Source organism: Paracoccus versutus (assembly GCF_000763885.1).
In the GTDB taxonomy this organism is placed as follows: Bacteria; Pseudomonadota; Alphaproteobacteria; order Rhodobacterales; family Rhodobacteraceae; genus Paracoccus; species Paracoccus versutus.
This window is the reverse complement of record NZ_JRKO01000021.1, coordinates 1-25,481: the sequence shown is the minus strand read 5'-3', so window position 1 is coordinate 25,481 and position 25,481 is coordinate 1. Positions and strand designations below refer to the sequence as shown.

At 68.9% G+C, this 25,481-nt stretch carries 25 protein-coding genes; 17 read left to right on the top strand and 8 right to left on the bottom strand.

From position 1 onward, the window contains the following. Window positions 1–47 precede the first annotated feature (47 nt). Window positions 48–596, bottom strand: a complete 549-nt coding sequence (locus tag IT40_RS11075) for an NADPH-dependent FMN reductase (protein ID WP_036754628.1) — start codon at window positions 594–596, stop codon at window positions 48–50. Between the two features lie 167 nt (window positions 597–763). On the opposite strand from IT40_RS11075, the gene IT40_RS11070 reads away from it, so the two are divergent. The 7 genes from IT40_RS11070 to IT40_RS11040 all read left to right on the top strand — a co-directional run bounded on the left by IT40_RS11070 (window position 764) and on the right by IT40_RS11040 (window position 6,557). Further along, the gene (locus IT40_RS11070; RefSeq protein WP_240540432.1) at window positions 764–2,203 is read left to right on the top strand and encodes a DNA recombination protein RmuC; all 1,440 of its coding nucleotides are present in this window, start codon (window positions 764–766) and stop codon (window positions 2,201–2,203) included. A 31-nt stretch (window positions 2,204–2,234) separates the two neighbouring features. Next, the gene (locus IT40_RS11065; RefSeq protein WP_036754622.1) at window positions 2,235–2,666 is read left to right on the top strand and encodes a hypothetical protein; all 432 of its coding nucleotides are present in this window, start codon (window positions 2,235–2,237) and stop codon (window positions 2,664–2,666) included. Then, window positions 2,663–3,085 carry a secondary thiamine-phosphate synthase enzyme YjbQ gene (locus IT40_RS11060; RefSeq protein WP_036754619.1) on the top strand — a complete coding sequence of 141 codons (423 nt, stop codon included), beginning with the start codon at window positions 2,663–2,665 and terminating at the stop codon, window positions 3,083–3,085. Before IT40_RS11065 ends, IT40_RS11060 begins: the two co-directional genes overlap by 4 nt. A 93-nt stretch (window positions 3,086–3,178) precedes the next feature. After that, window positions 3,179–4,048, top strand: coding sequence for an ABC transporter permease (locus IT40_RS11055; RefSeq protein WP_036754616.1), 870 nt, complete (start codon window positions 3,179–3,181; stop codon window positions 4,046–4,048). Next, window positions 4,045–4,851 (top strand): ABC transporter permease, encoded by an 807-nt coding sequence (locus tag IT40_RS11050; RefSeq protein WP_036754613.1) that lies wholly within the window; start codon window positions 4,045–4,047, stop codon window positions 4,849–4,851. Before IT40_RS11055 ends, IT40_RS11050 begins: the two co-directional genes overlap by 4 nt. Window positions 4,852–4,916: 65 nt before the next feature. Next, a complete protein-coding gene (locus IT40_RS11045; RefSeq protein ID WP_116171178.1) occupies window positions 4,917–6,014 on the top strand; it encodes an ABC transporter ATP-binding protein in 1,098 nt (365 codons plus the stop codon). Window positions 6,015–6,110: 96 nt separating this feature from the next. Next, window positions 6,111–6,557, top strand: coding sequence for a pore-forming ESAT-6 family protein (locus IT40_RS11040; protein ID WP_036754774.1), 447 nt, complete (start codon window positions 6,111–6,113; stop codon window positions 6,555–6,557). A 97-nt stretch (window positions 6,558–6,654) separates the two neighbouring features. On the opposite strand, the gene IT40_RS11035 is transcribed toward IT40_RS11040, so the two are convergent. Next, window positions 6,655–6,996: an MmcQ/YjbR family DNA-binding protein gene (locus IT40_RS11035; RefSeq protein ID WP_036754610.1), complete on the bottom strand. Its 342-nt coding sequence runs from the start codon at window positions 6,994–6,996 to the stop codon at window positions 6,655–6,657. A 155-nt stretch (window positions 6,997–7,151) separates the two neighbouring features. Between IT40_RS11035 and cysS the strand changes: the two genes are divergently transcribed. Genes cysS through IT40_RS11020 form a run of 3 tightly spaced genes read left to right on the top strand, consistent with a single transcriptional unit; the run spans window position 7,152 to window position 11,010 of the window. Continuing rightward, window positions 7,152–8,540, top strand: coding sequence for a cysteine--tRNA ligase (cysS, locus tag IT40_RS11030; RefSeq protein ID WP_036754607.1), 1,389 nt, complete (start codon window positions 7,152–7,154; stop codon window positions 8,538–8,540). Between the two features lie 32 nt (window positions 8,541–8,572). After that, window positions 8,573–10,195: a citramalate synthase gene (cimA, locus tag IT40_RS11025; protein WP_036754603.1), complete on the top strand. Its 1,623-nt coding sequence runs from the start codon at window positions 8,573–8,575 to the stop codon at window positions 10,193–10,195. Then, entirely contained in the window at window positions 10,192–11,010 is an 819-nt protein-coding gene (locus tag IT40_RS11020; protein WP_036754599.1) for a squalene/phytoene synthase family protein, read from the top strand. Before cimA ends, IT40_RS11020 begins: the two co-directional genes overlap by 4 nt. A 50-nt stretch (window positions 11,011–11,060) precedes the next feature. Here IT40_RS11020 and eno read toward each other — a convergent pair whose 3' ends face one another. The 4 genes from eno to IT40_RS11000 form a co-directional block, all read right to left on the bottom strand. After that, the gene (gene eno, locus IT40_RS11015) at window positions 11,061–12,338 is read right to left on the bottom strand and encodes a phosphopyruvate hydratase (protein WP_036754596.1); all 1,278 of its coding nucleotides are present in this window, start codon (window positions 12,336–12,338) and stop codon (window positions 11,061–11,063) included. Between the two features lie 66 nt (window positions 12,339–12,404). After that, the gene (locus IT40_RS11010) at window positions 12,405–13,202 is read right to left on the bottom strand and encodes an endonuclease/exonuclease/phosphatase family protein (protein WP_036754585.1); all 798 of its coding nucleotides are present in this window, start codon (window positions 13,200–13,202) and stop codon (window positions 12,405–12,407) included. Between the two features lie 18 nt (window positions 13,203–13,220). Next, window positions 13,221–14,636, bottom strand: coding sequence for a protein adenylyltransferase SelO (locus IT40_RS11005; RefSeq protein ID WP_036754573.1), 1,416 nt, complete (start codon window positions 14,634–14,636; stop codon window positions 13,221–13,223). Window positions 14,637–14,699: 63 nt separating this feature from the next. Beyond that, on the bottom strand, window positions 14,700–15,038 hold the full coding sequence (locus tag IT40_RS11000) for a DMT family transporter (RefSeq protein ID WP_072463524.1): 339 nt from the start codon (window positions 15,036–15,038) through the stop codon (window positions 14,700–14,702). 123 nt (window positions 15,039–15,161) lie between these two features. Here IT40_RS11000 and obgE point away from each other — a divergent pair, with 123 nt between their 5' ends. Next, window positions 15,162–16,193, top strand: a complete 1,032-nt coding sequence (gene obgE, locus IT40_RS10995; protein WP_036754571.1) for a GTPase ObgE — start codon at window positions 15,162–15,164, stop codon at window positions 16,191–16,193. After that, the gene (gene proB, locus IT40_RS10990; RefSeq protein WP_036754570.1) at window positions 16,181–17,293 is read left to right on the top strand and encodes a glutamate 5-kinase; all 1,113 of its coding nucleotides are present in this window, start codon (window positions 16,181–16,183) and stop codon (window positions 17,291–17,293) included. Before obgE ends, proB begins: the two co-directional genes overlap by 13 nt. 152 nt (window positions 17,294–17,445) lie before the next feature. Here the strand turns inward: proB and IT40_RS10985 are convergent, their stop codons facing one another. Together IT40_RS10985 and pepN are read right to left on the bottom strand one after the other, a co-directional pair. Continuing rightward, entirely contained in the window at window positions 17,446–18,333 is an 888-nt protein-coding gene (locus IT40_RS10985) for a 1-acyl-sn-glycerol-3-phosphate acyltransferase (protein ID WP_370362682.1), read from the bottom strand. A gap of 71 nt (window positions 18,334–18,404) precedes the next feature. Then, the gene (gene pepN, locus IT40_RS10980) at window positions 18,405–20,948 is read right to left on the bottom strand and encodes an aminopeptidase N (RefSeq protein ID WP_036754568.1); all 2,544 of its coding nucleotides are present in this window, start codon (window positions 20,946–20,948) and stop codon (window positions 18,405–18,407) included. A gap of 149 nt (window positions 20,949–21,097) precedes the next feature. Between pepN and IT40_RS10975 the strand changes: the two genes are divergently transcribed. The 5 genes from IT40_RS10975 to IT40_RS30455 all read left to right on the top strand — a co-directional run. Beyond that, window positions 21,098–21,778 carry a hypothetical protein gene (locus tag IT40_RS10975; protein ID WP_036754567.1) on the top strand — a complete coding sequence of 227 codons (681 nt, stop codon included), beginning with the start codon at window positions 21,098–21,100 and terminating at the stop codon, window positions 21,776–21,778. A 171-nt stretch (window positions 21,779–21,949) separates the two neighbouring features. Beyond that, window positions 21,950–24,097 carry a malate synthase G gene (locus IT40_RS10970; RefSeq protein ID WP_036754565.1) on the top strand — a complete coding sequence of 716 codons (2,148 nt, stop codon included), beginning with the start codon at window positions 21,950–21,952 and terminating at the stop codon, window positions 24,095–24,097. Continuing rightward, a complete protein-coding gene (locus IT40_RS10965; RefSeq protein ID WP_036754563.1) occupies window positions 24,094–24,540 on the top strand; it encodes a methyltransferase family protein in 447 nt (148 codons plus the stop codon). Before IT40_RS10970 ends, IT40_RS10965 begins: the two co-directional genes overlap by 4 nt. 10 nt (window positions 24,541–24,550) lie before the next feature. Continuing rightward, window positions 24,551–25,216, top strand: a complete 666-nt coding sequence (locus IT40_RS10960) for a D-lyxose/D-mannose family sugar isomerase (protein WP_036754560.1) — start codon at window positions 24,551–24,553, stop codon at window positions 25,214–25,216. 126 nt (window positions 25,217–25,342) lie between these two features. After that, window positions 25,343–25,481 (top strand): hypothetical protein (locus tag IT40_RS30455; RefSeq protein WP_157034072.1); only part of this gene is annotated, 139 nt, incomplete at its 3' end.

The window sequence follows — 25,481 nt, the reverse complement described above, 5'->3', positions numbered from 1 at the left end:
CAATGAAAAAGGCCGCGCCCCAAGGCGCGGCCTTCGTCGTTCCGGGCTCAGCCGTGCTTTTCGATCCAGTCCACGAAGGCATCGACATAGGCTTGCAGGAACTTCGCGGTCTTTTCGTCGGTGACGCTGCCGTCGGCGGCATAGGCCTCGGCGTGCCACTGGATATAGGCCTCGGGCATGCTCATCATCACCGTGCCGACATGGACCAGGTCGTTTTTCAGCCGCGCCTGCGCCAACGCCGCGCCGATCACGCCGGGCGAGGTGCCGGTGACGGCCGCGGGCTTGCCCTTCCACGAGTTCTGGCCATAGGGGCGCGTCGCCCAGTCGATCGCGTTCTTGATGACGCCCGGATAGCTGCGGTTGTATTCCGGCGTGATCGCCAGCACCGCGTCGGAATGCTCGATCCGGTCCTTGAGCCGCAGCACCGATTCGGGCGGATCGGCCCAAAGGTCGTCGTTGTAATGCGGCAGATCGCCGATATGCAGCAGGTGGAACTGCAACCGGCCCTCGGCCAGTTTCTGCAATGCCTTCATCAGCTTGTGGTTGAGCGAATCCTTGCGCAGCGACCCCACCATGACGGCGACGGACTTGACCATGCCTGATCTCCTCTTGCGGTTTTCAGGGGCAAGCTAGGGATGCAACCGGCGCGAGGGAAGGGGGCCTTGCGCTTGCATTCTGGGGGAAAAAGGTGAACAGTCCCCGGCAAGCGACGCGAAACCGCGGTTGGGACAAGGCGCAGGGGCCGATGGGCGAGGCGGAAAAAATGCAGGCATGGCTGGCGGATGCGGGCAATCTGCGGCTGCTGTTGGTCGCGGCGCTGGCGGTGCTGGCGCTTTGCCTTGTTGCGCTGTGGCGAACGCGGCGTTCGGCAGCGGCGGATGCCGTGCTGGCCCGGCGGCGCGAGGCCGAGTTGCAGGCGCGCTGCGATGCCGAATCGGCCGGGCTGCGCGACCAGCTTCTGGCCGTCAGCCGGCTGGAGACGCGGGCGGAATCGCTGACCCAGCGCCTGCAGGAGCTGGTCGAGGAGCGCGACGGGCTGAGCGATGCGCTGCATCGCGAAAGGCAGGCGGTCTCGCGGCTGGAGCGCGACCTGGCGGAAACCCGGCTGGCGGCGCAGAAGGACCGCGAGGCGGCCGAGCGCGACATCGCCACCCTGCGCGAATTGCGCGAGGAGATGACCGGCCAGTTCCGCCTGCTGGCCAACGAGACGCTGAAATCCCAGGGCAGCGAGATGCAAAAGGCGCATGGCGAGCAGCTTTCGGCCCTGCTGACCCCGTTTCGCGACCAGGTCCACCGCTTCCAGACCGAGCTTCAGGCCCGCAACAAGGCCACGGACGAGGAACGCGCAAGGCTGCGCGAGCAGATCGAATACCTGCACAAGCGCTCCGAGGACATCTCGCGCGAGGCGGTGGCGCTGACCCGCGCGCTGAAAGGCGACAGCCAGAAGCGCGGCGCCTGGGGCGAGATGATCCTCGAGCGCATCCTCGAGGATTCCGGCCTGATCGCCGGCACGCATTACGACACGCAGTCGAGCCATCGCGACACCGACGGCAAGCTGTGGCGGCCGGACGTGATCGTGAAGATGCCGCAGAAGAAGCTGCTGGTGATCGACAGCAAGGTCTCGCTGAACGCCTATGAAGAGGCGGTGAATGCCGAGGACATGCCGACCCGCGACGCCGCGCTGCGCCGGCACGTCGCCTCGGTCCGCGCCCATGTCGCCGGGCTTGCCGCCAAGGGCTACCAGGCGCTGGACGAGGGCTCGGTCGATTACGTGCTGATGTTCATCCCCGTCGAGGGCGCCTTTTCCGAGGCGCTGCGCGTCGATCCCGACCTGGCGCGGCACGCGATGGAGAGCCGGGTGGGGCTGGCGACCCCGACCACGCTGATGCTGACCCTGCGCACGGTGGATCACATCTGGACGGTCGAGCGGCGCGAGTCGAACGCCATGGCCATCGCCGCCCGCGCCGGCCAGCTTTACGACAAGCTGCACGGCTTCGTCTCGGCGGTCGAGGATGTGGGCAGCGCGCTGGAGCGGGCGCAGAAAAGCCACGCCACCGCCATGGACCGGCTGACCCGCGGGCCGGGCAACGTCATCCGCCAGGCCGAGATGCTGCGCGACCTGGGCGCGCGCACGCAAAAGCGGATCGTGCTGGACCATGACGGCGTCGAGTCGCTGGAAGCGCCGGGCGAGGCGGCGGAATAGCTCATTGGGTATTTGTGCAACGGAGAAACCCATGGCGGGGAGTGATTGGGCGCCTTGGCGCAAGCCGCCGGGGCTCTGCAGGGTTGAGCGCGTCGACCTGAACAATCGCGAGTTCTGGCGGTTGCTGGTCAAGGCGCCTGTCGGCAAGGTCATGCAGGTCTTGGCGACCCTGGCGATTGCCTTGCATGCAAGGTCGCTGGCCATGCCCGCGGGCAGCGCAGATCGCGCGCAGGTCGAGGCCTGCATGTGGATCGGCACCAGCGTTTTCTTGGCCGCCTGCCTCGTTTTTCTCGTTGAGGCGAGCGGGTTCAACCACGGGCTGAAACGCGCTGATCGCAGCCTGCATTCGGCAGCTTGGTGGCGGTGGCACCTGCTGAGCCGCTTTGCCGGGCAGGTTTTGGTCGCGCTGGCCTTCAGCGGGGTTGTGGTTCTGGGCATGTCGGCCCTGGAGCGCCTGTTTTGAACACCACCTTCACCATCCCGACCCGCGGGCCGGCCTGTCATGATTTCACCGCCGAGGTGGCGGCCTGGCTGCGCGGCATCGGCGCGCAGGAGGGCGTGGTGACGCTGTTCGTGCGCCATACCTCCTGCTCGCTCCTGGTGCAGGAGAACGCCGACCCGGACGTGCAGCGCGACCTGCTGGCCTGGCTCGACCGCATCGCGCCGTCGGCCGATCATCCGTCGATGCGCTACCTGACGCATCGCGCCGAGGGGCCGGACGACATGCCCGCGCATCTCAAGGCCGCGATCCTGCCCGTCAGCCTGCAGATCCCGGTCGCGCGCGGCCGGATGCAACTGGGCACCTGGCAGGGCATCTACCTGGTCGAGCATCGCGCCCAGCCGCATCGGCGCGAGGTGGCGGCGCATTTCCAGGGCTCTTGAAGCCGGCCTGCCGCAGCGCAGGAAAACCCTTTTCCTCGCGGCACGGATATGGAAACCTGCCACCCCAAGCGACAGGGATTCACAGGGCAGGGCATGGCGTCAGGAAACCGATCTCAGACGGCTCAGGGGCTGACCCTGATCGCGCCGCCGCTGGGCTATGCCGTGCTGGTGCTGGCGGCGCCCTTGCTGACCATCCTGGCCTATTCCTTCTTCAAGGACGGCTACCTGACGGTGATCCGCGAATTCACGCTGGAGAACTATCGCACCGTCTGGGCCGACCCGATCTTTCACCGCATCATGCTGCGTTCGCTGGGGGTAGCGGCGCTGGTGACGCTGGCCACCGTGGTGCTGGCCTTTCCGGTGGCCTATTTCCTGTCCTTCGCCGTCTCGCCGCAGAAAAAGGCCATGTGGCTGTTCCTGATCACCATCCCGTTCTGGACCAGCTACCTGATCCGGGTTTTCCTGTGGAAGGTGATCCTGGGCTATAACGGCGTCATCAACTCGGGGCTGAAGACGCTGGGGCTGATCGAGCAGCCGCTGACCTTCATCCTCTACAACGTCAACGCCATGGTCATCACGCTGGCCCATGCCTATGCGCCCTTCGCCATCCTGCCGATCTTCATCGCGCTGGAAAAGATCGACCGCTCGCTTCTGGAGGCCGGGCGCGACCTGGGCGAGAGCCGCGCCATGACCTTCTGGCGCGTCACCCTGCCCTTGGCCATGCCGGGGGTGGTGGCGGCGGCGCTGATCGTCTTCATCCCGACCATCGGCGACTATGTCACCCCGGCGCTGATCGGCGGCGGCAAGATCCCGATGATCGCCAACATGATCCAGGCGCAGATGCTGGACCTCGACAACCGGCCGATGGGCTCGGCGCTGGCGGTGACGGCGATGCTGATCGTCGCGGTCATCAGCCTGGCCTTCATCGCCGTGAACCGCCGCTTCCTCAGGGTGCGGCAATGAAGGGCGGGGGCCTGCGCGCCTATGCGCTGATCTACCTGCTGTTCCTTTACGCGCCGATCCTGCTTCTGCCGATCTTCGCCTTCAATTCGGGCACGATCATCGCCTTTCCGCTGCGGGGCTTCACCACGGAATGGTTCGCGCAGATGTGGGGCAATGCCTCGCTGCGCCGGGCGCTGACCAATTCGCTGACCATCGCCGTCAGTTCCTCGATCCTGGCGACCTGCCTTGGCGTCTTCGCCGCCCGCGCCTCGACCCGCTTCGCCTTTCCGGGCAAGGGGCCGATCATGGGGCTGATCATGCTGCCGCTGGTGCTGCCAGAGATCATCGTCTCGATCTCGCTTCTGGTGGTGCTCTTGTCGCTGGGCGTGCAGCTGAGCATCCTGACGGTGATCCTGGGCCATACGCTGATCTGCATGCCCTATGCCACGGTGATCCTGTCCACCGCCTTCAACTCGCTCGACCGTTCACTGGAGGAGGCGGCCTATGACCTGGGCGAGACGCGGATCAGCGCCTTCCGGCTGGTGATCCTGCCGCTGGTCATGCCGGGCATCATCTCGTCGCTCTTGATGAGTTTCACCATCAGCCTGGACGAATTCATCATCGCCTTCTTCCTGGCCGGGAACGAGCCGACGCTGCCCACCTATATTTTCAGCCAGCTGCGTTTCCCCAAGCAGATCCCGATGATCATGGCGCTGGGGACGGTGCTGGTGCTGCTGTCGATCGCCCTTTTGACCATCGCCGAATATTTCCGCCGCCGCGGCATCGCCAAGACCGGCGCCAAGGATACCGGAGGCTTCCTGTGACGACCCAAAACCCCGGCCCGAAAAGCACCGCCGCCCATCGCGCCGCCATGGCCGGCGCGCGCCCGATGATCGAGATCCGGCAGGTGCAGAAGCATTACGGCGATTATCACGCGCTGCGCGGCATCGACCTGACCATCCGCTCGGGCGAGTTCTTTTCGCTGCTGGGGCCCTCGGGCTGCGGCAAGACCACGCTTCTGCGCACCATCGCCGGGTTCGAGGATATTTCCTCGGGCGTGGTGCTGATCGACGGGCAGGACATGCAGGACGTGCCGGCGAACCGGCGGCCGACCAACATGGTGTTCCAGTCCTATGCCATCTTCCCGCACCTGACCGTGGCCGAGAACGTGGGCTTCGGCCTGCGCCGCGACCCGCGCTCGCGCGCCGAAAAGGCGGCGGCGGTCGAACAGGCGCTGGAGATGGTGGGGCTGAAAGGCTATAGCAGCCGCGCCAGCCATGCGCTGTCGGGCGGGCAGCGGCAGCGGGTGGCGCTGGCCCGCGCGCTGATCCTGAAGCCCAAGGTGCTGCTGCTGGACGAGCCGCTTTCGGCGCTGGACCGCAAGATGCGCGAGCAGATGCAGGTCGAGCTGATCAAGCTGCAACGCCAGGTCGGCATCACCTTCGTCCTTGTCACCCACGACCAGGAAGAGGCGCTGGTCATGTCCGACCGCATCGCGGTGATGTTCGAGGGCCAGATCGCCCAGCTCGACGGGCCCGAGGCGCTTTATGCCCGCCCGACCAGCCGCCGGGTGGCGAATTTCATCGGGGTGATGAACTTCCTGCCCGCCCGCGTGCTGGGCGAGACCGCCGATGCGGTGCAGATCGAGGCGCCGGGGCTGGGCCGCGTCGACATTCCCCTGGCCAATGTCAGCCAGGCCGACCCGGGCGACGACGGCCCCTCGATCGGCTTCCGGCCCGAGGCGGTGTCGCTGGTCGCGCCCGGCGCGCAGGGGGCGAACCGGGTGGCCGAGGGGGTGATCGACGAGGTCGTCTATTACGGCGACATGACCTATTACGACGTGCGGCTGGACGGCTCGGCCGGTTTCGACGGCCAGGCGCGGCCGGTGCGCATCGCCATGCGCAACGTCTTCGGCCGCGAGGTGCAGGATGTCGGCACCCGCGCGAATGTGAGCTGGTCGCCGGGCTCGCTGGTGCTTTTCCGCTGATCGGCGCGTAAGCGGCCGCGGCATTCCGCCGAGCCGGTTTGCGGCCCCGGCCACCCCATGCCACAGTCCGCCCACACGCAACAGACGGAGATCGAGATGATCGCACGTTTCGCAATCCTGCCCGCCCTGGCCCTTGGCCTGACCGCAGGCGTGACCCTGGCGCAAGAGACGGCCCCGGCCGCGCCCGCCGCCCCCGAGGCCCCGGCCACGACCGAGGCGCCTGCCGCCGTGCCGGCCCAGGACAGCGCCGCCGCCTATGAAAGCGCGCGCAACCAGCTGGGCGTCCTGGCCTATTGCCAGGAGCAGGGCCATATCGACGGCAAGGCGGTCGAGATCCAGACCAAGCTGCTGGCGATGATCCCGGCGGGCGACAGCGCCAAGGGCGATGCCGCCGAGGCCAAGGGCAAGGAAGGCACCGTCTCGGCCATGGGCGTCGAGCGGACGCTGGCCGACGCCGCGACCGAGCAGAACACCACCGAAGAGGCGCTCTGCAAGCAGATGGAAGGCTTGCTGCAACAGCTCGCCTCGCAGGTTCCGGCCTGACGCCTTGTCGATCGTTCTTGGCGCGGGGCCAGTCGCTCGGCCCTTCGCCTCTGGCCGGCTCCCTCTCGGGGCCGGCCATTTTCGTCGCAGGGGCGGGTTACAGGGGCGGCAGGGCCGCCTGCACCTTCCTGGGCAGGGCGCCGCGCACCAGGCGATAGGAATGGCGGATGCGATGCGCCAGCTCGTCGGGCGCCGAATCGAGCGGCAGCGCGACCCAGCTGCGGTGCAGATAGGCCGCGCGCTCGGCCACGCCGGTCTCGATCAGGAATTCGGCCGTCTCGGCGCTGTCGGTCTTGACCGAGACATGGGTGCCGATGGCGCCGGTGACGGCAAAGGTCTTGCCGCCGATCTTCCAGCAATCATGGCCGCCGCCCCAGGGATCCGACCACTCGGCCCCAGGCTGCGCGGCGCAGATTTCATTGACCAGTTCGCGGCTCATGGCCCAAGTTTTGCAGCCTCTCTTGGCATAGGCAAGACAATGCGTTAAGGCGGGCGCATGAAGGCAGGAACCGCCACCACCCGCTGCATCATTACCGGCTGAAAATTCAGGCGGGCGGTTCATGGTGACCTGACGACGCCCGCAAAGGGGAAGTCATGGTCGAGATCAGGCTGACGAATACCAGGACGCGCCGGAAAGAGGTTTTCCGGCCCATCGACCCGCAGAACGTGCGGCTCTATCTCTGCGGGCCGACGGTCTATGACCGGGCGCATCTGGGCAATGCCCGCCCGGTGGTGGTGATCGACGTGCTGGTGCGGCTGCTGCGCCACGTTCATGGCGCGGACCATGTCACCTATGTGCGCAACTTCACCGACGTGGACGACAAGATCAACGCCGCCGCCCTGGCCCGCAAGGAGGCCGGTGCCGAAGGCAGCCTCGAGGAGCTGATCCGCGAGCGCACGCATGAGACCATCGGCTGGTATCACGCCGACATGGATGCGCTGGGGGCGGCGCGGCCGGATTACGAGCCGCGCGCCACCGATTACATCGGCGAGATGATCGCCATGATCGAGACGCTGGTCCAGGGCGGCCATGCCTATGCCAAGGACGGGCATGTGCTGTTCCGCGTGCGCAGCTTTGCCGGTTACGGCAAGCTTTCTGGCCGCTCGGTCGACGACATGATCGCCGGCGCCCGCGTCGAGGTCGCGCCCTTCAAGGAAGACCCGATGGATTTCGTGCTGTGGAAGCCCTCGGATGCGGAACTGCCGGGCTGGGACAGCCCCTGGGGCCGCGGCCGTCCGGGCTGGCATATCGAATGCTCGGCCATGTCCTACGAATTGCTGGGCGAAAGCTTCGACATCCATGCCGGCGGCATCGACCTGCAATTCCCCCATCACGAGAACGAGATCGCGCAAAGCTGCTGCGCCCATCCGCGTGGCGATTTCGCCCGCGTCTGGCTCCATAACGAGATGCTGCAGGTCGAGGGGCGCAAGATGTCCAAGAGCCTGGGCAATTTCTTCACCGTCCGCGACCTCTTGGACCAGGGCATTCCGGGCGAGGTGATCCGCTTCGTGCTGCTGTCGACGCATTACCGCAAGCCGATGGACTGGACGGCCGAGAAGGCGCGCGAGGCCGAGGCCGTGCTGCGCCGCTGGCGCGGCCTTGTCGCGGGGATCGACCCCGCGCCAAGCCCGGCACCCGCCGTCCTGGCCGCGCTTGCCGACGACCTCAATACCGCGGGTGCGATCGCGGCCTTGCACGAGATGGCGGGGCAGGGCGACGGCGCGGGCCTGCTGGCCGGCGCCCGCATGCTTGGCCTGCTGACCGAGGATCTGGGCGGCTGGATCGCCGAGGGCCCCGACCTGTCGCCCTGGGCCGAGCGCATGGCGGCGCTGCGTGCCGAGGCCAAGGCCAGCAAGGATTTCTCGGCGGTGGACGGCTTCAAGCAGCGCCTGCTGGCCGCCGGGGTCGAGGTGCGCATGGGCCCGGCCGGGGTCGAGCTTCTGCCCGGCCCGGATTTCGACGCCGCCGGACTGCCCGAATAACCGCACACCAGCCAGCCGAAGGGGCCGCCCCGATGACGCGCCAGCGCCTTTACCTTTACGACACCACGCTGCGCGACGGGCAGCAGACCCAGGGCGTGCAGTTCTCTGCCGCCGAAAAGGCCGAGATCGCGCAGATGCTGGACCGGCTGGGCGTCGATTACATCGAGGGCGGCTGGCCGGGCGCCAACCCGACCGACAGCGATTTCTTCGCCCAGGCCCCGGCGACCCGCGCCACCATGACCGCCTTTGGCATGACCAAGCGCGCCGGCCGCTCGGCCGACAACGACGACGTGCTGGCGGCGGTGATGAATGCCGGCACCCCGGCTGTCTGCCTGGTCGGCAAGACCCATCCCTTCCATGTCCGCGAGGCGCTGGGGATCCCGCTCGAGGAGAACCTCGACAATATCCGCGCCTCGGTCGCGCATCTGGTGGCCCAGGGGCGCGAGGCGCTGTTCGATGCCGAGCATTTCTTCGACGGCCATGACGAGGACGCGGATTATGCCCTGGCCTGCCTGCGCGCGGCGCTGGAGGCGGGCGCGCGCTGGATCGTGCTGTGCGACACCAACGGCGGCACCCTGCCGGAACGGGTGGGGCAGGTCACGCGCGCGGTGATCGCGGCCGGCATCCCCGGCGACCGGCTGGGCATTCATTGCCATGACGATACCGGCAATGCCGTGGCCTGCACGCTTGCTGCGGTCGATGCCGGGGCGCGGCAGGTGCAGGGCACGCTGAACGGGCTGGGCGAGCGTTGCGGCAACGCGAGCCTGACCAGCCTGATCCCGACCCTGCTGCTGAAGGAGCCCTATCGCTCGGCGCTGGAAACCGGCGTCACCGCCGAGGGGCTGGCCGGGCTCACGCGCATCTCGCGCCGGCTGGACGAGATCCTGAACCGCCCGCCCGCCCGGCCCGCGCCCTATGTCGGCGCTTCGGCCTTTGCCCACAAGGCCGGGTTGCATGCGAGCGCCATCCTGAAGAACCCGGCGACCTACGAGCATGTGGACCCCGCCACGGTCGGCAACGAGCGCATCATCCCGATGTCGAACCAGGCCGGGCAGTCGAACCTGCGCGCGCGCCTTGCCGAGGCGGGGATCGGGGTCGGCCGCGACGATCCGGCGCTGGCGCGCATCCTGGACCTGGTCAAGGCGCGCGAGGATGCCGGCTATGCCTATGACGGCGCGCAGGCCAGCTTCGAGCTGCTGGCGCTCGCCGAACTGGGCCGGATGCAGCATTACTTCACCGTCGAGCGCTACCGCGTCACCGTCGAGCGGCGCAAGAATGCGCTGGGGAAGCGGATTTCCGTCTCGGAAGCCGTGGTGGTGGTGCAGATCGGCGGCGAGCGCATGCTGTCGGTCAGCGAAAGCATGGATGCCGAGGGGCATGACCGCGGCCCGGTCAACGCGCTGTGGCGGGCGCTGGCCAAGGACCTGGGCCCCTATCAGGCGGCCATCGACGACATGCACCTGGTCGATTTCCGCGTCCGCATCACCGGCGGCGGCACCGAGGCGGCGACGCGGGTCATCATCGACAGCGCCGACGGGCAGGGCCATCGCTGGTCCACCGTGGGCGTCTCGCCCAATATCGTCGATGCCAGTTTCGAGGCGCTGGTCGATGCGATCCGCTGGAAGCTGGTCCGCGACCGGGTGGTGCCGGCATGAGCCTGGACGATTGCGCCGAGGCGCTGCGCGAGCACGATCCCGATCGCTTCGGCATCTGCCTGCTGGCCCCCGCCGAAGCGCGGCCGCGGCTGCTGACGCTTTATGCGCTGAACCTGGAACTGGCGCGTGCGCCCTTGGCCTCGACCGAGCCGCTGATCGCCGAGATGCGGCTGCAATGGTGGATCGAGCGGCTGGAGGACATCGGCGCCGGCAAGGCGCAGTCGCATGAGCTGCTGACGCCGCTGGCCGAGGCCTGGGGGCCGCGCGCCGCCGGTTTCGCGGTGCTGGCCGAGGCGCGGCGCCGCGATGCGGCGCGCGAGCCGCTGGACGGGCCCGAAGCCGTCGCGGCCTATGTGCGGGATACGGCGGTGCCGCTGGCGCGCTTCGCCGCCGAGGCCCTGGGCTGGGAGGCTGCCGGGGGCTTCGCGCCCCCGGACCCCCGCGGGGTATTTGGAAAACGGAGAAAGCCGGAGGTTGCCGAGATCGTCGACGCCCAGGCCGAGGGGGCGGGGTTGGCGCATTGGCTGGCCGCGCTGCCGGCCTTGCAGGGGCTGGGGCTGGGCCTTTGGGACGCCTCGCCCGAGGCGCTGGCCGGGATCGCGGACAGGGCCCGCGCGAAGCTTGCCGAGGCCAGGGCGCAGCGCCGGCTTGTGCCGCGCCGGCTGGCGCCGGTGCTGTTTGCCGGCGCGGGGGTGCGGGCCGCATTGCAGGCGGCGCCGCGGGGGATCGAGGCGCTGGCCGGCGCCGCGCCCTCGGAGTTCCGCCGCCGCCTTGCGCTTGGCGCCTTTGCGCTGACGCATCGCTGGTGGATATGAAAAAGGGCGGCCTCGCCGGGCCGCCCTGCTTCGTTGCGATGCCCTGCGGATCAGCCGCGCAGGATGGACTTGCCGGCATATTCCGCCGCAGCGCCCAGCATTTCCTCGATGCGGATCAGCTGGTTGTATTTCGCCAGCCGGTCCGAGCGCGCGAGGCTGCCGGTCTTGATCTGGCCGCAGTTCGTCGCCACCGCCAGGTCGGCGATGGTCGCGTCCTCGGTCTCGCCCGAGCGGTGCGACATGACCGAGGTGTAGCGCGCGCGGTCGGCCATGCGCACCGCATCCAGCGTCTCGGTCAGCGTGCCGATCTGGTTCACCTTGACCAGCAGCGAGTTGCCGCAGCCCCGCGCGATGCCCTCGGCCAGGCGCGCCGGGTTGGTCACGAAGAGGTCGTCGCCGACCAGCTGCACCCGGCCGCCCAGCGTGTCGGTCAGGAGCTTCCAGCCTTCCCAGTCGTCCTCGGAACAGCCGTCCTCGATCGACAGGATCGGGTAGTCGTTGCACAGCGCCTCGAGATAGGCGACGTTCTCGGCCGGGGTCAGCGACTTGCCCTCGCCGGCCATTTCATACTTGCCGCCCTTGAAATACTCGGTCGAGGCGCAGTCCAGCGCCAGCATGATGTCGTCGCCGGGGGTGTAGCCGGCCTTCTCGATGGCCTTGAGGATGAAGTCCAGCGCGTCGCGGGTGCTGCTGAGGTTCGGCGCGAAGCCGCCCTCGTCGCCGACGCCGGTGGCGAGGCCCGCCGCCGAGAGTTCCTTCTTCAGCGTGTGGAAGACTTCCGAGCCCATGCGCACGGCTTCGCGGATGTTCTCCGCCGAAACCGGCATGATCATGAATTCCTGGATGTCGATGGGGTTGTCGGCATGTTCGCCGCCGTTGATGATGTTCATCATCGGCACCGGCAGCACGCGGGCGCCGGCGCCGCCGACATAGCGGTAGAGCGGCTGGGTGCAGGCCTCGGCCGCGGCCTTGGCCACCGCCAGCGAGACGCCCAGGATGGCATTGGCGCCCAGGCGGCCCTTGTTCGGGGTGCCGTCCAGCTCGATCATCATCCGGTCGATGGCGACCTGTTCGGTCGCGTCCTCGCCGATCAGGTTCTCGGCGATCTCGCCGTTGACGGCGGCGACGGCTTCCAGCACGCCCTTGCCCATGTAGCGGGCCTTGTCGCCGTCGCGCTTCTCGACCGCCTCATGCGCGCCGGTCGAGGCGCCCGAGGGCACCGCCGCCCGGCCCATGGTGCCGTCTTCCAGCGTCACATCGACCTCGACCGTCGGGTTGCCCCGGCTGTCCAGAATCTCGCGCGCGAATATGTCGATGATGGCGGTCATGTCTGCGTCCCCCTTGGCTGACGAGCTTTGGCGCTGTTTAACCGCCTTCGCAATTGCAGAAAAGCGTCAATCCGCCCCGGCCACCCCATCCTCGCCGGGAATGCGCGAGGTGACGCGCGCCGGCTGGTAGCCGCGCGGCACCTCTTCATGCGCATCGACGGCGAGGTCGGCCCAGATCGGCAGGTGGTCCGAGGCCGCCCGCGCCATCTCGTTGTCCAGCACGCCGCAATCCAGCACCTCGATGCTGCGCGAGACGGCGAAGCGGTCGTAGCGCAGGCGCGGGAAGGGCGCGGGCCAGCTGGGGCCGGGGGTGACGACGCGTAGCGCCTCCAGCGCCTCCAGCCCGCGCGAATCGTGCCATTCGTTGAAATCGCCGGTCAGCGCCATGCGGTCGTGGCCGATGCGCCGCGCCTGGGCGATGATGCGCGACAGCTGGGCGCGGCGCGACGAGCGCATCAGCCCCAGATGCACCGCCACCACCGTCAGCCCCGGCAGGCGCAGCACCAGCGCGCCCCTGGGCTCGATCCCCGGCAGGGGCAGGCGGCGGATCTCGGCCCTCTCGCGCAGTTCGGGGCGCAGCAGGATGGTCTGGCCGTGCCAGCCCAGCGAATTCTCGCCGGTGCCCAGGAAGGGGGCGGGGACCATGCCGGTGGTCTTTTCGATCAGCGCGCGCGGCAGCGCCTCGGGGCGGGCGCCGAAGCGGAAATCGACCTCTTGCAGGGCGATCACGTCGGCATCCAGTTCGGCGATGACGCGCAGGTTGCGCTCGGGCGCGTGCGGGCCGGTCATGCCGCGGCACTTGTGCAGGTTGTAGCTGGCCAGGCGAAGGTGGTCGGGGCTCGGATGGTCGGGGCTTTTCGGCATTGGGCCTTTCGCTGCTGCTCAGGTGCCGCAGAAGGTGCGACGGACGATCTCATCGGGGGCAGGGGCCTGCGCGAAGCCGTCCCATTCCGGCCGGTCCTGGAAGGGCGCGCGCAGCGCCGCGTCGAGCGCGTGGAAGGGCGCGTAATCGCCCTCGCGCCCGGCGGCGATGACCTCCTCGATGCGGTGGTTGCGCGGGATGCGGCGCGGATTGGCGCGCGCCATGACCTGGCTTGCGTCGGCAAGGTCGCGGATACGCGCTTGCCAGCCCTCGGCCCAGGCGTCGAACTGCTGGGGCGCCGCGAATTCGTCGCGGGCGCGGCCGTCGGCCAGCCCGGCGAAGGTGCGGGTGAAATCCGCCTCCTCGGCCGCCATCAGCGTCAAAAGCCGCTCGATCAGCGCCCGGTCCTCGGGGCGAGGGTCGGCGATGCCCAGCTTGGCGGCAAAGCGCTTCAGCCATTCCGCCTGGTAGAGCCCAGGGAAGCTGTGGACGATGCGCGTCGCCTCGGCCACCGCCGCGTCGTCGTTGCCCATCAGGGGCACCAGGCAGCTGGCGAATTGCGCCAGGTTCCAGACCGCGATGTTGGGCTGTTCGTTCCAGGCATAGCGGCCCTGGGCGTCGATCGAGCTGAACACCTTGTCGGGGCGGTAGCCGTCCATGAAGGCGCAGGGGCCGTAGTCGATGGTCTCGCCCGAGACCGACATGTTGTCGGTGTTCATCACCCCGTGGATGAAGCCAAGCGCCATCCAGCCGGCGATGGTCGCGGCCTGCCGCTCGACCACGCGCTGCAGCAGGTCGGCCGCGCCCGAGGCATCGGGATAGTGGCGGGCGATGACGTGGTCGGCCAGCAGTTGCAGCCGCTGCCGGTCGCCGCGGGCGGCGTAGAATTCGAAGGTGCCGACGCGGATATGGCTGGCGGCGACGCGGGTCAGCACCGCGCCGGGCAGCAGCGTCTCGCGGATCACCGTCTCGCCGGTGGTGACGGCCGCAAGGGCGCGCGTGGTCGGGATGCCGAATGCGGCCATGAATTCGCTGACCAGGTATTCGCGCAGCACCGGGCCCAGCCAGGCCCGGCCGTCGCCCCGGCGCGAGAAGGGCGTCGGCCCGGCACCCTTCAGCTGGATGTCGAAGCGCGCCCCGTCCGGCGCCACCACCTCGCCCAGCAGGACCGCGCGCCCGTCGCCCAACTGCGGCACGAAGCCGCCGAACTGGTGGCCGGCATAGGCCTGGGCGATGGGCTCGGCCCCCTCGGGCAGGGCGTTGCCGGCCAGCATGGCCACGCCCTCGGGGCTGGCAAGCCAGTCGGCGTCGAAGCCCAGCCGCTCGGCCAGGGGCCGGTTCAGCGCCACAAGCTGCGGGTCGCGCACCGGGGTCGGGCGGGTGCGGGTGAAGAAACCTTCCGGCAGTCGGGCATAGCTGTTGTCGAAGTGGATCATCGCGGCCCTCCCTTCGGACATTAATCTAGACCCGATTGCCGGAATGTTAAGGGTGGAGGCGATTCAATGCGTCACGCTGCCCGAGAACAGGTTCACGATGACGACACCCGCGACGATCATGGAAAGCCCTACCACCGCCGCGAAATCCAGCCTCTGGCCAAAGACGACAAGCCCGATCAGCGAGACCAGCACGATCCCCAGCCCGCTCCAGATCGCATAGGCGATGCCCAGCGGCATGGCCCGCAAGGCCAGCGACAGGAAATAGAACGAGCCCGCATAGCACAGGCCCATCAGCAGGGTGGGGACAAGGCGGGTGAACTGCTCGCTGCGCTGCAGGAAGGTGGTGCCGACCACTTCAAGCGTGATGGCGGTGAAAAGCGTGGCATAGGTCAGGACCGGCATGGCGTCTCCACTCGTTCGTCACCGGCCCATCTAATTCGCGGGACGGGGGAAAGTCACGCCACTTGCACGAAAACGGCCAAGCGCGTATCCCACGGCTTTGCCATAGCTGACAGGATTGCGCCCGTGAAATTCCTCGATCTCGCCAAGGTCTATGTCCGCTCGGGCGGCGGGGGCGCGGGCTGCGTATCCTTCCGCCGCGAGAAGTTCATCGAATATGGCGGGCCGGACGGCGGCGACGGCGGCAATGGCGGCGATGTCTGGGCCGAGGCGGTCGAGGGGCTGAACACGCTGATCGACTTTCGCTTCCAGCAGCATTTCTTCGCCAAGTCGGGCGGGCATGGCATGGGCGCGCAGCGCACCGGCGCCTCGGGAGACGACATCGTGTTGCGCGTGCCGGTCGGCACCGAGATCCTGGAAGAAGACCAGGAAACCGTGGTCGCCGACCTGACCGAGCCGGGCCAGCGGGTGCTGCTGGCCAGGGGCGGCAACGGCGGCTTCGGCAACCTGCATTTCAAAAGCTCGACCAACCGCGCGCCGCGCCACGCCAACCCCGGCCAGCCGGGGGTCGAGCGCACGCTGTGCCTGCGGCTGAAGCTGATCGCCGATGCCGGGCTGGTGGGCCTGCCGAATGCCGGGAAATCGACCTTCCTTGCCGCGGTGTCGAACGCGCGGCCCAAGATCGCGGACTATCCCTTTACCACGCTGCACCCGAACCTGGGCGTCGTGGGGGTGGACGGGCATGAATTCGTCATCGCCGACATCCCCGGCCTGATCGAGGGCGCTTCCGAGGGTCGGGGCCTGGGCGACCAGTTCTTGGGCCATGTCGAGCGCTCGCGCGTGCTTCTGCACCTGGTCGACGGCACGGCCGAGGACGTGGCGCAGGACGCCCGCACCATCCTGACCGAGCTTCAGGCCTATTCCCCGGCACTGGCGGAAAAGCCGCGGGTGACGGCGCTGAACAAGATCGACGCGCTCGACCCCGAGACGCTGGCCGAGCGCAAGGCGGCGCTCGAGGCCGAGATCGGCGGCCCGGTGCTCTTGATGTCCGGCGTGTCGCGCGAAGGCGTGACCGAGGTCTTGCGCGCACTCTGGTCGCGGATCGCGCCCTCGCGCAAGCCCGCCGCCGACAAGGAAGACAAGCCGTGGCAGCCGTGACGCCGGAACTGGGCCGCGCGCAGCGGCTGGTGGTCAAGATCGGCTCGGCGCTGCTGGTGAACGGCGCGGGGCTGCGCGCCGAATGGCTGCGCGCGCTTTGCGACGACGTGGCGCGGGCGCGGGGGCGGGGGACGGACGTGGTGCTGGTTTCCTCGGGCGCCATCGCGCTGGGGCGGCAGGTGCTGGGCCTGCCCGCCGGTCCCCTGCGGGTCGAGCAGTCGCAGGCGGCGGCGGCGGTGGGCCAGATCAAGCTCGCGCGCGCCTATGAAGAGGCGCTGGCGCCGCATGGCGTCAAGACCGCGCAGCTGCTGGTGACGCTGGACGACACCACCGACCGGCGCCGCTATCTCAACAGCCGCGCGACCATGCAGACGCTCCTGGGCCTCGGCGTGGTGCCGATCGTGAACGAGAACGACACCGTGGCGACCGACGAGATCCGCTTCGGCGACAACGACCGGCTGGCGGCGCAGATCGCCGTGACCTGCGGGGCCGACCAACTCCTGCTGCTGTCCGACGTCGACGGGCTCTATACCGCCAATCCCAAGACCGACCCAGCCGCGCGTCACCTGCCGGTGGTCCAGCAGATCACCCCCGAGATCGAGGCCATGGGCGGTGATCCGATCTCGGGCGTCAGCAAGGGCGGCATGAAGACCAAGCTGATGGCGGCGCGTACGGCGGTGGCGGGCGGCTGCGCCATGGCCATCGCCGAGGGCTCGGTGCTGAACCCGCTTTCCGCCGTGGCGAGTGGCGCGCGGGTGACATGGTTCCTGCCCGACACCGACCCGCAGGCCGCGCGCAAGCGCTGGATCGCGGCGATGAAGCCCAAGGGCGAGATCACCGTCGATGCCGGCGCCGCGCTGGCGCTGGGGCAGGGCAAGTCGCTGCTGCCGGCCGGCGTCACCGCCGTCTCGGGCCGCTTCGGCCGGGGCGATCCGGTGGTGGTGCAGGACGGCAAGGGCGCACGGCTGGCCTGCGGCCTCGTGCGCTATTCCTCGACCGAGGCGCGCGCCATCGCCGGCCATCGCAGCGACGAGATCGAGGGCATCCTCGGCTATCCCGGCCGGGCCGCGCTGGTCCATCGCGACGACATGGTGGTGTGATCTTCTTGGGCCGTAGCTTCTGCGTCGCGGTCGCATGGGTATTTGAAGAACGAAGAAGCCCGGTGCCGCGCTGAATTTCGGAAAGCGGCACCGGGCTTCTTCGTTCCATAAATACCCATCTGCGACACCGATCATGAGGCCGGCGTCGCCGTTCACTCGATCGGGCGCGGCTTGGCGAGCGCGTGGCGGCGCTGGAACAGCCCGCGGATCTGCGACATGCGCACCGCGTTCTGGCCCGGCGCGGGCAGTCCCAGCACCGTATCGCGCAAGAGCGCGATGCCGTCCTCGCTGCGGCCGGGCAGCGACGCGGCCGGGATCGGGGCGCCGATGGTCACGCGGAAGGGCTGGCCCGCCTTGTTCAGCACCTCGTTGAACAGCGTCACGTCGCGCAGCGTCGGGTGGATCGCGTCAAGCAGGTAGAACAGTGCCGAATTGCGCGCCCGGATCCGCAGCGGGATGATGGGCGCATCGAACTTGCGTGCGATCATCGCCGCGCTGGCCATCCAGGGCCGTTCGTGCAGGCTCAGGCCCCGGCGCTTGGCCAGCCGGCCCGAGGGGAAGATCAGACCGATCCGCCCGCGCCCCAGCGCCTCGCGCGTATAGTCCATCGTGGCGCGGGTCTTGGCATGGCTGCGCTTTTCGGCGCGCCATTCCACCGGGGCGATCAGGCTGTCGAATTGCGGCAGGATGCGCAGGATGTCGTGATTGGCATAGACGAAAAGATCGTCCCGCACCGCAGCGATCACCGCGTTCAGCACGATCCCGTCGGCGATCCCGGTCGGGTGGTTCGACACGATCAGCGCCGGGCCGGTGGCCGGGATATGCTCGATCCCCTCGACCCGCAGGTCGCGCAGGATCAGCCCGGCGATGCGACGCATGACCTCGTCCGTGGGCAGGTCGCGATATTCCGCCGCCAGCTCCAAGGTGCGCGGATAGCGCAGGAGCCGCATCAGCAGCTGCCGCGCCAGCGCATGGTGCCGGCGGCCCGAAAAAAGCCAGGGCGCCCGCTCGGCAATCAGCGGATCGAGACGGCGTTTCATGTCCTCGCGGGCATCCATGGGGGCAGTATTGCCGTGCCCGCAAGATGCCCGCAAGAGTGGTTCGATCATGGTCAGGCGCCACCGGCAAGGATGCGCGTAACCATCTCGGAGGTGTTGCGCGACAGGCCCGGCATCGCCGCCAGCTGGCCAAGCGCGGCGCGGGCATGGGCCTGGCGGGTGGCGTCGTAGCGGGTCCAGGTCTCGAAGGCCGAACACATGCGCGCGGTGGTCTGCGGGTTCACCGGGTCGAGCCGCATCAGCCAGTCCACGGCGAAATCGTAGCCCGAGCCGTCGGCGGCGTGGAAGGCGGCGTGGTTCGCGCCGAGCCCGCCGATCAGGGCGCGGAAGCGGTTGGGGTTCTTCCAGTCGAAATCCGGCCGCGCCGCAAGGTCGCGGGCGCGGGCCACCGCCAGGCCGGGCGCGGCGCGCAGCGGCTGGACCATGAACCATTTGTCCATGACCAGGCGGTTCCCGGCGAATTCCCGCGCAAAGGCCGCCAGCGCCTCGGCGTCCCTGCCGGCCGCGATCAGCCATTCCAGCGCGCCCTGCCGCTCGGTCATGTTCGAGGCGGCGGCGAACAGCGCCTCGGCTCGCGCGGCCCCGTCGATGCGCGACAGAAGGCCCAGGCAGGCGAGCCGCAGGCTGCGCCGCCCCGCGCCCTCGGCATCGGGGCGATAGGGGCCGGGGGTCGTCATCGCCTCGTAGAGCCGGGCCAGCGCCGGTTCATGCGCCGAGGCGATGTCGCGGGCCAGCGCCTCGCGCGCGGCATGGATCGCGTCCGGGTCCGGGATCTCGCCGCGGGCGGCGATGGTGGTCGCGATCTCTTCCTCGCCGGGCAGGGACAGGCAGAGCGCGGCAAAGGCCGGGTCGGCCTCGGCATCGTCGAGCAGCCCGCCGATGGCGCGGCTGAATTCCGCGCCGCCCTCGGCCCCGGTGGACCGCGCGATCAGCGCGTCCAGCGCCAGGTCGTGGCCGGCCTGCCAGCGGGCATAGGGGTCGGTGTCATGCGCCAGCAGCAGCGCCTGTTCGTCCGCCGCGATCTCGCGCGAGACCGTCACCGGCGCCGAAAAGCCGCGCAGGAGCGAAACCACCGGCCGCGCGCCCAGGTCCCCGAAGCGGAAGCTCTGCCGGGCCTCGGTCATCTCCAGCACCGTGGTCGGCAGCACCTCGTCGCCATTCGGGCCGATCAGGCCGAGCGCGATGGGAATCACCCGCGGCGGCTTGTCCGGCTGGCCGGGGGTCGGCGCGGTTTCCTGGCGGAAATCCAGCGTGAGCGTGCCGTCGCGCCAATCCTCGGAAAGCGTCAGCCGCGGCGTGCCGGCATCGGTATACCAGCGCTTGAACTGGGCCAGGTCGCGGCCGGTGGCGTCCTGAAAGACCTTGATCCAGTCCTCGATGGTGCAGGCCTGGCCGTCGTGGCGGTCGAAATAGAGGTCGAGCGCGCGGCGATAGCCCTGATCGCCCACCAGCCGCTTGAGCATGCCGATGACCTCGGCGCCCTTTTCATAGACCGTGGCGGTGTAGAAATTGTTGATCTCCTGATAGTGGTCCGGGCGCGGCGGATGCGCGAGCGGCCCGGCATCCTCGCGGAACTGGCGCGCGCGCAGGGTCTGGACGTCATGGATGCGCTTGACCGCGGCCGAGCGCATGTCCGAGGTGAACTGCTGGTCGCGGAACACCGTCAGCCCCTCTTTCAGGCACAGCTGGAACCAGTCGCGGCAGGTGATGCGGTTGCCGGTCCAGTTGTGGAAATATTCATGGCCGATCACGCCCTCGATGCGCTCGTAATCGCCGTCCGTCGCGGTTTCGGCGCTGGCCAGCACCAGCTTGGAGTTGAAGATGTTCAACCCCTTGTTCTCCATCGCGCCCATGTTGAAATCATCCACGGCGACGATGTTGAACACGTCGAGGTCGTATTCGCGGCCGTAAGCCTCTTCGTCCCATTTCATCGAGCGGATCAGCGATTCCATGGCATAGCCGGCGCGGTCCTGGTCGCCCGGCCGCACCCAGACGTTCAGCGCCACCTGGCGGCCCGACATGGTGGTGAAGCTGTCGGGCACCGCCACCAGATCGCCCGCGACCAGCGCGAAGAGATAGGCGGGCTTTGGCCAGGGGTCGTGCCAGACGGCCTGACCCGCCCCCTGCGAGACCGGGTTGCCGTTCGACAGCAGCACCGGCTTGTCCGAGCGGATGGTGACGCGGAAAGGCGCCATCACGTCGGGGCGGTCGGGATACCAGGTGATATGGCGAAAGCCTTCGGCCTCGCATTGGGTGCAGAACATGCCGCCGGACAGATACAGCCCCTCCAGCGCGGTATTGGCCTCGGGGTCGATCTCGACTTCGGCGGCGAAGGTGAAGGCGTCGGGCAGGTCGGCGGCGGGGATCACCAGCCGCCCGCCCGTTGCGCCCGCGGGGTCGAGCGGCTTGCCGTCGATCGCCAAAGACAGCGTTTTCAGCCCCGCGCCGTCCAGCACCAGGTCGCCCGCGCCCTTGCGGCGGAAGTCGATCTGCGAGCGCACCCGCGTTGCGCGCGGGGCGAGGTCGAATTCCAGCCGCGTCTCGGCGATCTCGAAGGGATAGGGGCGCCAATCGGCGAGATATTGCGTGACGGTCATGGGGCACCTCATGGCAGGCGAAAAAAATCGGCGGCACGGCGGAACTTGTGCGAAACCCAAGTGTTAGACGCAGGATAGCCGGGTCGCAAGCCGGGGTCCGTCCCCGGCCGACCAGCCGCAAGCGCCAACCAGAAGAGCGAGGAACAAGAATGGCCCATTACGACCCGAACGATCCGAAGCGGACCGAGGGCACCGATCCCCAGCGCCCGGCCGCGGCGCCCGAGACCTATGTCGAGCCGGTCGAGCGGCGCGCCTCGCCGCTGCCGCTGATCATCGGCATCCTGCTGGCCCTGGCCATCGCCTATTTCGTGCTGCAGTATTTCATGGGCCGCGACGAAGGCGCAACCACCGGCGAGGATGCCGCCGTGACCACGACCGAGCCCGCGGACACCACCGCGGACGTGCCGGGAACCACGACCGCGCCGGCCGCGACGGATGCCACCACGACCGAAACCCCGGCCGAAGCCGCCTCGGATGCGGCTGACGACGCCGCGACCGCTGCCGAGGACGCCGCCGATGCCGCCGGCGAGGCCGCGAGCGACGCTGCCACCGCCGTCGAAAGCGGCGCCGAAGCCGCGGGCGAGGCGATGGGCGAGGCGGCCGATGATGCCGCTGCCGCCGCCGGAGACGCTGCCCAGGACGCCGCGGAAGCCGCGGGCGAGGCCGCGACCGCCGCGCAGGAAGCCGCCGACAATGCCGCCGAGGCTGCGGGCGAGGCGATGCAGGATGCCGGCGAGGCGCTGGACGACGCCATCACCGTCGAAGAGCCGGCGGCCCCGGTGACGCCGCCGGCCGGCGAAACCACCACCACCACGCCGCCGGCGAACTGATCGTCCCATGCGGGTGCGTGCCGCCGTCCGGTCACTCGGACGGCGGCTTTCAATTTTTACGCAAGGCAGAATTGCGGGATCATTGAAGGTCGGGCCGGTTGAAACCCCGCGCCGTTTGGCATACCACGGCACACCAAAGCCAGCCGGACAATTGAAGCAAGGGGAAGTGCGATGGGTCGCGTGGAAAAGGCAGGATTGCGGGTGGACGAGACGCTTGCCGCCTTCATCAACGAGCGTGCGCTGCCCGGCAGCGGCGTCGAGCCGCGCCGGTTCTGGGAGGGGCTTTCGGCCCTGCTCCACGATTTCGGGCCGCGCAACCGGGCGCTGCTGGAGCGGCGCGAGGAGCTGCAATCGGCCATCGACGCCTGGCATATCGCCCATCGCGCCGAACCCAAGGACGCCGGCGCCTATCGCGATTTCCTGGCCGAGATCGGCTACCTGGTCCCCGAGGGCGAGGATTTCCAGATCGAGACGCCCGAGACCGACCCGGAATTCTCCAGCGTGGCCGGGCCGCAACTGGTGGTGCCGATCACCAATGCGCGCTATGCGCTGAACGCCGCCAATGCCCGCTGGGGCAGCCTCTATGATGCGCTTTACGGCACCGATGCCCTGGGCGACCTGCCGCAGGGCAAGGGCTATGACGCCGCCCGCGGCGCCCGTGTCATCGCCTGGGGCCGCGATTTCCTCGACACCGCCGCGCCCTTGGCCGAGGGCTCCTGGGCGGGGATCGAGGCGCTGTCGGTCACGGACGGCGCGCTGGTCCCGGCGCTGCGCGAGCCGGCCAAGTTCGCCGGCCATCGCGGCGACGGCGCCACTCCGACCGACATCTTCCTGAAGAACCACGGGCTCTTGATCCGCATCGTCATCGACGCCTCGACCCCGGTCGGCGCGCAGGACAAGGCGGGCATCTCGGACATCGTGATCGAATCGGCGCTGTCGGCGATCATGGATTGCGAGGATTCCGTCGCCTGCGTCGATGGCGAGGACAAGGCGCTGGCCTATGCCAACTGGCTGGGCCTGATGGACGGCACCCTGGCCGAAGAGGTCGAGAAGGGCGGCAAGACCTTTACCCGGCGCCTCAATCCCGACGTGACCTTCACCGCGCCCGACGGTTCGGAAGTCACCGCCAAGGGCCGCGCCCTGATGCTGGTCAGGAATGTCGGCCACCTGATGACCACCCCCGCCGTGCTGGACCGCGACGGCGGCGAGGTCTTCGAGGGCCTGCTGGACGCCATGGTCACGACGCTTTGCGCCAAGCGCGACCTGGACCGCGAGGGGCCGAAGAACTCGGTCACGCAGTCGATCTATGTGGTCAAGCCCAAGATGCACGGCCCCGAGGAGGTCGCCTTCGCCTGCGAGATCTTCGATTTCGTCGAGGATGTGCTGGGCCTGCCGCGCCATACCGTCAAGCTGGGCATCATGGACGAGGAGCGCCGCACCTCGGCCAACCTCAAGGAATGCATCCGCGCCGCGAAGCATCGCGTGGCCTTCATCAATACCGGCTTCCTCGACCGCACCGGGGACGAGATCCACACCTCGATGGAGGCGGGCGCGATGCTGGCCAAGGGCGAGATGAAGGCGCAGCCCTGGATCTCGGCCTACGAGGATCGCAACGTCGACATCGGCCTGGCCTGCGGGCTGGCCGGCAAGGCGCAGATCGGCAAGGGCATGTGGGCGATCCCCGACCGCATGGCCGAGATGCTGGAGCAGAAGATCGCCCATCCCATGGCCGGTGCCAACACCGCCTGGGTGCCCAGCCCGACCGCCGCGACCCTGCATGCGACGCATTACCACAAGGTCGACGTCTTTGCCCGCCAGGCCCAGATCGCCGCGGCGCGCCGGCCCCTGCGGCTCGACGACCTGCTGACCATCCCGCTGGCCGGCGGCCGCAACTACAGCGAGGCCGAGATCGCCCGCGAGCTGGAGAACAACTGCCAGGGCATCCTGGGCTATGTCGTGCGCTGGATCGACCAGGGCGTGGGCTGCTCGAAGGTGCCCGACATCAACGACGTCGGCCTGATGGAGGACCGCGCCACGCTGCGCATCTCGGCCCAGTCGCTGGCGAACTGGCTGCATCACGGCATCGTCACCGACCGGCAGGTCATGGACGCCTTCCGCAAGATGGCCGCGGTGGTGGACCGCCAGAACGCGGACGACCCGGCCTATGCGCCGATGGCGCCGGGCTTTGACGGCGTGGCCTTCCAGGCGGCCTGCGACCTGGTCTTTTTGGGCCGCATGCAGCCCTCGGGCTATACCGAGCCGGTGCTGCACGCCCGCCGCCTGCAGGCCAAGGCCGAACAGACGAGCCGCGCGGCATGATCGCGCGGCTGGCCGGCCTGCCGCCGGTCTGGCTGGTGCTGTTCGCATCGGCCGGGGCGGCGCTGGGTCGGCTGGTGCCGCTGGGCCTGCCGCCGGCGCTGCGCGGGCTGGGCCTGGTGCTGGTCGCGGCGGGGCTGGGGCTGATGCTCTGGGCGGCGCTGACCATGTGGCGGGCGCGCACCACCGTCATGCCCGGCCGCCGGCCCGAGGCGCTGGTGACGGGCGGCCCGTTCCGCTTTTCGCGCAATCCGATCTATCTGGCCGACCTGATTCTGCTGGCCGGGCTGATGCTGGCGCTGGCCGCGCCGGCGGGGCTGGTCACGGTGCCGGCCTTCGCCCTGTTCCTGCAGCGCCGCTTCATCCTGCGCGAGGAAGCCGTCATCGCCGCCGCTTTCGGTCCCGCCTATGACCGCTATAGGATGCAGGTCAGGCGCTGGATCTAGGGAGGGCATCGTGGAACGCTCGCGCATCAACCGCATCATGGCCGAGGCGGCCGAGCTGATCGGCAAGGCAGGCTTCCACCTGCCGCCATTCGCCCATTGGAGCCCCGAGGAGTTTCGCGCCCGCGCCACGCCGGCGATTCGCGACGGCCGGCTGGGCTGGGACATCACCGATTACGGCCAGGGCGATTTCGATCGGCTGGGCCTGTTCCTGTTCACGCTCAGGAACGGCCGGCTTGCCGAGCTGCAGGCGGGCAGGGGTATGGTCTATGCCGAAAAGCTGCTGATCTCGCAGGAAAACCAGATCAGCCCGATGCATAGCCATGCCATCAAGACCGAGGACATCATCAACCGCTGTGGCGCGACGCTGGCCATCCGGCTTTGCGGGTCGGACGCGCAGGGCCGCATGGACCGCAATGCGCCCTGCCGGGTCGATTGCGACGGCATCGCGCGCGAGATCGCGCCGGGCGGTGTGCTGCGGCTGGCGCCGGGCGAATCCGTGACGCTGCGTCCGGGCGACTGGCACGAGTTCTGGGCCGAGGGCGGGCCGGTGCTGATCGGCGAGGTCTCGACCGTGAACGACGACCTGACCGACAATATCTTCGCCGCGCCCATCGGGCGTTTCGCCACCGTCCACGAGGACGAGCGCCCGGTTCACCTGCTGGTCAGCGACTACTGAACTCCGCGATGGTGTTTCTGACGCAGGGTCACATTCGTGGAATGTGCGGCGCCTCACTCTCTTGTGAAAGATTGTTGCGCTCTGCTATGGGGGACGCTGAAAGTCGCTAACAGGGGAGGTGGCCTGGTGAAGATCGGCGGATTGAAGGAGATTTTTGAGGGGGAGGCTCGGGTCGCCATCACTCCGTCCTCTGCGGGGCATCTGCGCAAGCTGGGGCATGACGTGCATGTCGAGACGGGCGCGGGGGTTCGTGCGGGGTTTTCGG

What these genes read in the sequence shown, in the direction of transcription:
- IT40_RS11075 (WP_036754628.1), bottom strand. Translation starts at nt 596, where the DNA reads ATGGTCAAGTCCGTCGCCGTCATGGTGGGGTCGCTGCGCAAGGATTCG.
- IT40_RS11070 (WP_240540432.1), top strand. Translation starts at nt 764, where the DNA reads ATGCAGGCATGGCTGGCGGATGCGGGCAATCTGCGGCTGCTGTTGGTC.
- IT40_RS11065 (WP_036754622.1), top strand. Translation starts at nt 2,235, where the DNA reads ATGGCGGGGAGTGATTGGGCGCCTTGGCGCAAGCCGCCGGGGCTCTGC.
- IT40_RS11055 (WP_036754616.1), top strand. Translation starts at nt 3,179, where the DNA reads ATGGCGTCAGGAAACCGATCTCAGACGGCTCAGGGGCTGACCCTGATC.
- IT40_RS11050 (WP_036754613.1), top strand. Translation starts at nt 4,045, where the DNA reads ATGAAGGGCGGGGGCCTGCGCGCCTATGCGCTGATCTACCTGCTGTTC.
- IT40_RS11045 (WP_116171178.1), top strand. Translation starts at nt 4,917, where the DNA reads ATGATCGAGATCCGGCAGGTGCAGAAGCATTACGGCGATTATCACGCG.
- IT40_RS11040 (WP_036754774.1), top strand. Translation starts at nt 6,111, where the DNA reads ATGATCGCACGTTTCGCAATCCTGCCCGCCCTGGCCCTTGGCCTGACC.
- IT40_RS11035 (WP_036754610.1), bottom strand. Translation starts at nt 6,996, where the DNA reads ATGAGCCGCGAACTGGTCAATGAAATCTGCGCCGCGCAGCCTGGGGCC.
- cysS (WP_036754607.1), top strand. Translation starts at nt 7,152, where the DNA reads ATGGTCGAGATCAGGCTGACGAATACCAGGACGCGCCGGAAAGAGGTT.
- cimA (WP_036754603.1), top strand. Translation starts at nt 8,573, where the DNA reads ATGACGCGCCAGCGCCTTTACCTTTACGACACCACGCTGCGCGACGGG.
- IT40_RS11020 (WP_036754599.1), top strand. Translation starts at nt 10,192, where the DNA reads ATGAGCCTGGACGATTGCGCCGAGGCGCTGCGCGAGCACGATCCCGAT.
- eno (WP_036754596.1), bottom strand. Translation starts at nt 12,338, where the DNA reads ATGACCGCCATCATCGACATATTCGCGCGCGAGATTCTGGACAGCCGG.
- IT40_RS11010 (WP_036754585.1), bottom strand. Translation starts at nt 13,202, where the DNA reads ATGCCGAAAAGCCCCGACCATCCGAGCCCCGACCACCTTCGCCTGGCC.
- IT40_RS11005 (WP_036754573.1), bottom strand. Translation starts at nt 14,636, where the DNA reads ATGATCCACTTCGACAACAGCTATGCCCGACTGCCGGAAGGTTTCTTC.
- IT40_RS11000 (WP_072463524.1), bottom strand. Translation starts at nt 15,038, where the DNA reads ATGCCGGTCCTGACCTATGCCACGCTTTTCACCGCCATCACGCTTGAA.
- IT40_RS10985 (WP_370362682.1), bottom strand. Translation starts at nt 18,333, where the DNA reads ATGAAACGCCGTCTCGATCCGCTGATTGCCGAGCGGGCGCCCTGGCTT.
- pepN (WP_036754568.1), bottom strand. Translation starts at nt 20,948, where the DNA reads ATGACCGTCACGCAATATCTCGCCGATTGGCGCCCCTATCCCTTCGAG.
- IT40_RS10975 (WP_036754567.1), top strand. Translation starts at nt 21,098, where the DNA reads ATGGCCCATTACGACCCGAACGATCCGAAGCGGACCGAGGGCACCGAT.
- IT40_RS10970 (WP_036754565.1), top strand. Translation starts at nt 21,950, where the DNA reads ATGGGTCGCGTGGAAAAGGCAGGATTGCGGGTGGACGAGACGCTTGCC.
- IT40_RS10965 (WP_036754563.1), top strand. Translation starts at nt 24,094, where the DNA reads ATGATCGCGCGGCTGGCCGGCCTGCCGCCGGTCTGGCTGGTGCTGTTC.